Below are 8286 nucleotides of genomic sequence, written 5' to 3'. Positions count from 1 at the left end.
AGACTGGGAGGCTAAAGCCTCCTTGCCCCTTTCATCCCCGGACTAAAGTCGCGGGGTTTTCAGGATATTATTTATAAGTTACATTAAAATTACTTGCACCTATATCTAAAATTCTTATGCTCGGTAATTTTCAACAAAGCAACCTGCGGATTGAGCTTGAAGCTTCCGAAACAGCGATTAGAGACAGCTTGTTGCGTCCAAGTCAATTGCAGCAGTGGCTGTGGCCACAGCAGTTGTCTAGCGGTTTGCCGGAAGAATTTGCTCAAGGTTTGACCTTTACAAGTTGGCTGGGCCCCGTGGCAGTTCAGCATCACGTTGATATTGTTGAGCACAATTGTCTGCGGCTGTTATTGAGTCAGGGAATTGACGGATTTCACGAGTGGTATTGGGGCGATGGTTGGGTGCAGTCTCGGCTGGAGGGAGTGTCGCTGCTGCCACTGAATTTGGGGCAAACGGCTAGTTTACTCCGGCTGCGGGAGTTTGTTGCGGGGAAGGGTAAGGGGAAGTAGATCAATGACTCTCCAAAATCATGAGAACAAAGTCTGGTAGTCCTGCATACCAACGAAAAATCCTAAACATTTTTAGGGGTAAAGAAACTTTGTAATCATGGATAAAATACCAGAAGATACTCACATGATTGGATATCTTTATAGATAGATGAAAACAAAGTCTTTCTTACCAAACGAGATATCCTTTGCTGAAGGGTGTTATTGAATCTTTCCATATCAGAAGTTTTGCCAGTATCTTCCCCCAGAGATTTGTGTCGCTGGGGAATTTTTTTTGAGCCTGCCCAAAAATCTGTATAATAGACGGCACATTGTCTGTCCACTACTGGGAGGGAATCCCAAAAACCTTTAGCACCCATTTCAACTCGACTTCCTATATACACCCCTAGAATTTCTTTGCTTAAGGCATCAATTGGCCCGCTCTTTCCAGTGCTTGTTCCCCTTATTGCCTAAAAACGACTACATTTCATCACATTGGATCGTTAGCTTGCCTGGTTTTTTTGACTTTACTTGAACTTTCCGGGGGACTCATGCTAATTGTTGAAAAACAAGTATTGGAACCAGCGGGGGGACACCCTCGTGACTTTGACAATCGCGACTCAAGATATTTTTTCTAATAAAAGCTGCTCTCTCAATTTTTTTGTTTTTTCTGAAATCCTTTGATGTCTGGGGTTTTAAACAAACTGCCTGTGACAATATATACATTTAAAGTTTTGCTTAGCGCTGGGGGTGGGACAATTTTTAATGATGTTTGGATAACCGAAACGGTGACAATTCATGGAGTTGAGAATTAACAAGGCTTAGGTACGTCGCATGATAACTCCTTACCCTTACTATGCCAGACAACCTGAAAGCCACTTCGCTGCCGAAAAGCTAAGAGTGTGTTATAAAAACATAATTTGTTCCTTTCTAAAGCGCTATTCTCGACACAACGAACCCGGTGTGTTTTGACTTGGCGTTAAATTTTACCAGAAAAATAAATATGCTCTCCATTCCAGGCATTGCCGTCCAGAAGCTGCTTTACGAAAGTGCCAACTCTCTGGTTTACCGGGCCCTTCGGGAAGCGGATCGCCAACCGCTCATCCTCAAACTGCTCAAAGAAAGCTACCCCACCCCTCAAGAATTGCTACGATACCGCACCGAATACCGCATCACCAGAGAGCTGAAAGAGGCGGGAGTCGTGCAAGTTTATGACTTGCAAAAATACCAAAACAGCCTCGTGATTTTTGTGGAGGACTTTGGCGGGGAATCCTTGAAAATATGGATGCAGCAGCGAAAGTTTAGCCTCAAGGAGTTTCTGCAAATTGCGATCGCTGCCACTGAAACTTTAGGACAAATTCACAACGCAAATATAATTCACAAAGATATTAACCCTTCTAATATAGTATTCAATCCAACGACGGGGCAGCTCAAAATTATCGACTTTGGCATTTCCACTCAGCTAACGCGAGAAATGCCAACCCTGAAAAATCCCAACGTTTTAGAAGGAACCCTCGCTTACATCTCGCCGGAACAAACTGGTAGGATGAATCGCTCTATCGATTACCGCACAGACTTTTACTCCCTCGGCGTCACCTTCTACGAATTGCTGACAGGAAAACTGCCTTTTGAGACAGAAGACGCTTTAGAGCTAGTTCACTGCCACATTGCCAGACAACCAGTTCCCCCGCACGAAATCAAGCCAGAAATTCCCCTAATTGTCTCGCAAATTGTCAGCAAGCTGATGGCAAAAAATGCGGAAAATCGCTATCAAACTGCATTGGGTCTCAAGCAGGATTTAGAAATTTGTCTGGTTCAACTACAAGAAACCGAGAGCATAGAAGAATTTGAATTAGGAACACTGGATCTTACAGACCATTTCCTGATTCCCGAAAAGTTATACGGCCGAGAAACTGAAGTTTATAATCTATTAGAAGCCTTTGAAAGAGTTCGTAATGCTAGTGCCGAAATGATGTTAGTAGCTGGCTTTTCCGGCATTGGTAAAACCGCTGTAGTGAATGAAGTCCATAAGCCGATCGCCCGACAGCGTGGCTATTTTATCAAAGGCAAATACGACCAATTTCAACGCAATATTCCCTTTAGTGCATTTGTGCAAGCATTTCGGGAATTGATGGGACAATTATTATCAGAAAGTGACGCTCAGTTACACAGATGGAAAACCCTGATTCTCACCGCAGTAGGCGAGAGTGGGCAAGTATTGATTGACGTAATTCCTGAATTAGAACACATCATTGGCGCTCAAAGTCCTGCACTAGAATTGTCCGGGAGTGCCGCCCAAAATCGCTTCAATCTGCTGATGCAGAAATTTGTGCAAGTATTTACCCAAGCAGAACATCCCTTAGTGATGTTTCTAGATGATTTGCAGTGGGCAGATTCGGCATCGCTGAAATTGCTACAACTATTGATGGAAGATACGGGGCATCTGTTAGTATTGGGTGCTTATCGGGATAATGAGGTATCACCGGCTCATCCGTTTATGTTGACTGTGGATGAGATTGTGAAGTCTGGGGCAGTGGTGAATACGATTACCCTGCAACCGTTGAGTTTAGCAGATCTAAATCAGTTGGTAGCAGATACGCTGATTTGCGATTTATCTTTAGCCGGGCCCTTGACAGAATTGGTTTATCAAAAAACCCAAGGTAATCCATTTTTCTCGACTCAATTCCTCAAGGCATTGTATGAAGATGGTCAAATTATTTTTAACCCCCCTCAATCCCCCCTTACCAAGGGGGGACAGAGGGGGGTACAAGGGGGATGGCAGTGCGATATTAATCAAGTTAAATTTGCCGACGCCTCGGATGTGGTGGAGTTTATGGCGGCGCAATTGCAGAAGTTACCTGCCGAAACTCAGGATGTTCTCAAGTTGGCGGCTTGCATTGGGGCGCAATTTGATTTAGAGACATTGGCAATAGTCAGCGAAGAATTACCAGAACAAACGGCATCAGCACTGTGGAAAGCCTTGCAAGAAGGACTCATTTTATTGATTTCAGAAGGCTATAACTTTATTCAAGCAGATGCTCAATCCCTGAATCAGTCTGTTGCTAATCCCACTTATAAGTTCCTGCACGATCGCGTCCAGCAAGCGGCTTATTCATTGATTCCCGACGAGCAAAAACAAGCCACTCATCTGAAAATAGGACAGTTACTGCTACAAAGTTCTTCCGAGATAGAAACCGAAGAAAAAATATTTGATATTGTAGGGCATTTAAATCAAGGAATTGAGTTAATCCATCAATTAAGTGAACGCTCAGCCTTAGCCCAGCTAAACTTAGAAGCTGGACGTAAGGCTAGAAATTCTACCGCCTACGCTGCGGCAAATATCTATCTACAAACTGGAATTGAGTTACTGACACCTCAATGCTGGCAAACTCAATATGAATTGGCGCTAAATCTTTATGTTGCTGCTGCTGAAATTGCCTATTTGAATGGTGACTTTGATGGTATGGAACAGATGGCAGCACTGGTTTTGCAAGAAGCTCAAACAATTTTAGATCGAGTTAAAATTTACGAAATTAAAATTGCCGCTCAGACAGCTCAGAGCAAGGTGTTAGAAACGATCGCAGTAGCAAGAGAAGCACTCTTACAATTGGGGATTGAACTGCCTGCTGAACCTGATGAAGCCAAGATTGGCAAAGCGCTACAAGCCCTTGCGGCCCTCCTCGGCGACAGAAAGATTGAGGAATTGGTTGACCTACCTGTGATGACAAATCCACAGACTCAGGCAGCTATGCAACTGTCTGGTATGTTGTTTCCACCCATTTTCCAGGGAATGCCCGGTTTGCTGCCCCTGCTGAGCTCCACGATGGTAAGTTTATCGCTCTCCTTTGGGAATGCGCCCGCATCGACGGTGGGTTATGCGATGCACGGGATGGTTTTCTGTGCCTTTTTACAAGAGGTGGAAACGGGCTATGGCTTTGGGCTATTGGCACTTTCATTGCTGGATAGGTTGAATGTACCAGAATTCAAGTCCACAGTTCTACTTTTGTTTGGTGGCTGGATTCAGCATCGCCAAGAATCTCTTTTGGCAACGATACCGACGCTGAAAGAGGGCTATAGGTTTGGTATGGAAACCGGCGACTTTGTAGACGCTGGCTACAACATATATATTTGCTTTTATACTCATTTATTCGCTGGTGTAGAACTAGACACTTGGGAACCAGAAATAGCAAGTTACAGGGCTGTCATGGCGCAGTTAAAACAATATTCTGCGCGAATTTATTTGGATATGATTCAGCAGACGGTGCAAAACTTTAGGGAAACCCGTATTCGGCCGGATTTGTTAATAGGCTCTGCCTACGATGAAACGGTGATGATTCCCAAGCACTATCAGGATAATGAATTTACGGCGATCGCCTGTGCCTGCATCTTCAAACTGCTGCTTGCTTACTGCTATGGCAATTATACGGCCGCCCTAGACCACATTTCCCAAGTCAAACAGTATTTGATGGGAGTATCTGGATCGGCTTTTGTTCCAATTTTTCATTTTTATGCCGCCCTGACGCACCTCGCACTTTTTCCCGCACAGCCAGCAATTGAGCAAACTGAAATTATTGCCTTAGTGGAAACCCATCAAAGCACGCTGCAAAACTGGGCGCAAAATGCTCCGATGAATTATCTGCATAAATGGTATTTAGTTGAAGCAGAACGGCAACGAGTTTTGGGCAATAAAGCCGAGGCGATTGAAATGTACGATCGCGCAATTTCGGGAGCCAAAGAAAACAAATATGTTAATGACGAAGCCCTGGCCAACGAACTAGCAGCCAAATTCTACTCGGAATGGGGCAAAACAAAAGTTGCTCAAGCCTACATATTTGAGGCGTATTATTGTTATGTTGAATGGGGAGCCACTGCTAAGGTAACGGATTTAGAAACGCGATATCCCCACTTATTCGCGGTAACTCAACCGGGAAGGAAAAACACTCAAACTACCGTAGCAATGACAACGACTGGTTCGGGGAATCACCTAGATATTGCCGCAGTCATGAAGGCTTCTCAGGCGATTTCTGGAGAAATTATGCTAGATAAGCTACTGTCTAGCTTGATGAAAATTTTGATGGAAAATGCAGGGGCGCAACGAGGCTATCTAATTTTGTTAAGCCAGGGACAACTGTTCATTGAAGCTGAAGGAACCATCAATGACGAACTCGTCACCGTGTTGCAGTCAATCCCCGTTGAAACCTGTCAAGAACTTTCCTCCGCAATTGTCAATTATGTGAGTCGCACTCAAGAAAGCGTGGTACTAGATGATGCTGCGCGATCGGGACAATTTCCCAACGACGCCCACATCCGAAAGCATCAGCCCAAATCAATTTTATGTGTGCCGCTAATTAACCAATCTCAAATCATTAGTATTGTTTACTTAGAAAATAATCTGACAGCGGGAGCTTTTACGCCCGAAAGAGTGGAAATATTAAAAGTGTTATCTGGACAGGCGGCGATCTCGATTCAAAATTCTAAGCTTTATACAGAAGTACGCGAAAATGAAAGCAGGCTGGCTCAACTCAACAAAGCTTACGAGCGATTTATTCCCCATCAATTCCTCCAGTTTTTAGAGAAATCAAGCATCATTGATGTGGAATTGGGCGACCAAGTGCAGTTAGAAATGTCGGTGTTGTTTTCCGACATTCGCGACTTCACCACGCTTTCGGAAACTATGACGCCGGAGGATAATTTCAAATTTATCAATTCTTATCTTTCTCGCATGGAACCCGTCATTAATGAAAATAAGGGGTTTATCGACAAATATATTGGCGATGCGATTATGGCGCTATTTAGCGGCGAGGCGGATAATGCGGTGAAAGCGGGAATTGCTATGCTGCACCGTCTCGCTGAATACAATGAATACTGCGCTAACGCTGGCTGTGCGCCGATTCAGATTGGGATTGGGATTAATACGGGTTCTTTGATGCTGGGAACTGTGGGAGGGCCAAATCGCATGGACGGGACAGTCATCAGCGATGCGGTGAATTTAGCTTCTCGTGTGGAAAGTTTGACAAAAAATTATGGGGTGGCGCTATTAATTACCCAGCCAACTTATACGCGCCTAAAAAATCCATCCCAGTACGCAATCCGCACTCTCGATACGGTAAAAGTCAAGGGAAAATCTGAAGCTGTGACGATTTATGAGGTGTTTGATGCAGATCCACCAGAAATTAAACAGGCCAAGTTAGTTACGCTGGAATTGTTTGCAGAAGCTAGGGCACTTTACTCGGAAGGGAAGTTATTTGAAGCGGCGCGGCTGTTTTCCGAGTGTTGGCGTCAGAATCCGGGCGATCGCGTTGCTAAAATTTACTGGGAACGCTGTGAGTCTGCATTGTTGACTCGCACAAAAATCAAAGACAGGCTACACAATCTAAATTAAGCGGTTGCTATAGCGATCCTTGCAGGAATCCTACATTTTTTACCCCACCCCAACCCTCCCCGCGAGTTCGGGGAGGGAGTAAGAAATTCACAAATGATGGGAGGATTGCTATATACCTGACCATCAAAGCAAAAGTACGATCGACTGCTGAGACACGCTACAAACTAGGCGATCGCGATCGGGTAGGTATGTTGTGGCGCTTTAGCGCTAAAGCCCAACAACATACGAAGTCTAAAAAGTTACTGCCTCAACTATACTGCTGGCAGTGACTCCTTTCAAGACAGCTAAATATTCCCCTGTTACCTGATACTGAATTATAGTATCGCGAACATTCGCGCCCGTCCCTTGAAAAATATTTAACTGGCTAAAAGCCAGGGCGCTAATTAAATCAATTTTGTCTTGATTTAGGGTGAAATCGTTAATGACATCGGCGGCGGCTAAGTCTGTTCCACCAGTATCGATCGCGATCGCAAACACATCAAAACCCAATCCGCCTGTGAGAGTGTCGGCACCCTTTTCTCCAAATAAGTAGTCATTGCCCCCGTCGCCAAACAATATATCGTCGCCATCGCCTCCGTAAATGCGATCGTTTTCCTTACCTGCGTAAATCAAGTCAATACCGCGATCGCCACTAATAAATTCAATGCCTTGGCCGCCAAAAATAAGGTCATTGCCATCACCGCCGCTGATACCGTCATCACCTTTTTGTCCGTAAAGCAAGTCATCTCCTGCTTTACCATGAAGATAGTCATTGCCGGGGCGTGCGTGGATCATGTCGTTTAATGCCGATCCTGTGAGGCGATCGTCCTTATCTGTCAAACCGATTACTGACTTTTTCAACAAGGTTTTGACATCGCCTAAGTTATCGTTATCGCTGATATTGACTGTGAGAGGGGCGAGGAGATTATTATACAATGTGTCAGTGCTGGTAGTGGCGTGGCTAATTGGGCTGACACGATCGCCCTCAACAACCGCATCGTCAACCGCAGTCACCGTGACCGTTTGGGCGACATTCCAATTGGCGGGAGTAAAAGTAAGGACAGGTAGGCTGACAGTAACTTGAGTTTCAGGGGTAATGGCGACGGTGACATTAGCAGTTGGCTGAGTATTTAGTCGCACTTTGTATATATCGCTGCCCAAGCTTTCGAGTACCTCGGTACTGCCAAGTGGTTCAAGGAAAATGACAGCGGGAGTACCTAGAGTTGGGGTGGGAGTCGGTGTTGGGGTGGGAGTTGGTGTTGGCGTGGGAGTCGGTGTTGGCGTGGGAGTCGGTGTTGGCGTGGGAGTCGGTGTTGGCGTGGGAGTCGGTGTTGGCGTGGGAGTCGGTGTTGGCGTGGGAGTCGGTGTTGGCGTGGGAGTCGGTGTTGGCGTGGGAGTCGGTGTTGGCGTGGGAGTCGGTGTTGGCGTGGGAGTCGGTGT

Annotated in this window: 3 protein-coding genes and 1 pseudogene; 2 read left to right on the top strand and 2 right to left on the bottom strand. The window is 45.4% G+C overall.

Going from position 1 to position 8286, the window contains the following annotated elements; genetic code table 11:
- The first annotated feature begins 116 nt into the window (after positions 1 to 116).
- Positions 117 to 509: a hypothetical protein gene (locus QUB11_RS30375; protein WP_333203957.1), complete on the top strand. Its 393-nt coding sequence runs from the start codon at positions 117 to 119 to the stop codon at positions 507 to 509.
- Between the two features lie 79 nt (positions 510 to 588).
- Here QUB11_RS30375 and QUB11_RS31390 read toward each other — a convergent pair.
- Positions 589 to 1285 (bottom strand): annotated as a pseudogene (locus QUB11_RS31390) (IS1 family transposase); the annotation flags it as partial.
- 203 nt (positions 1286 to 1488) lie between these two features.
- Between QUB11_RS31390 and QUB11_RS30370 the strand changes: the two are divergent.
- Positions 1489 to 6867 (top strand): AAA family ATPase, encoded by a 5379-nt coding sequence (locus QUB11_RS30370; RefSeq protein ID WP_333392503.1) that lies wholly within the window; start codon positions 1489 to 1491, stop codon positions 6865 to 6867.
- Positions 6868 to 7098: 231 nt separating this feature from the next.
- Here the strand turns inward: QUB11_RS30370 and QUB11_RS30365 are convergent.
- Positions 7099 to 8286, bottom strand: a 1188-nt coding sequence (locus QUB11_RS30365) for a calcium-binding protein (protein WP_445300868.1), incomplete at its 5' end; no start/stop codon positions are given.

Origin of the sequence: Microcoleus sp. B6-A1, assembly GCF_036705085.1 — a bacterium.
Lineage (GTDB): Bacteria > Cyanobacteriota > Cyanobacteriia > Cyanobacteriales > Microcoleaceae > Microcoleus.
This window is presented reverse-complemented; position numbering and strand designations above follow the sequence as displayed.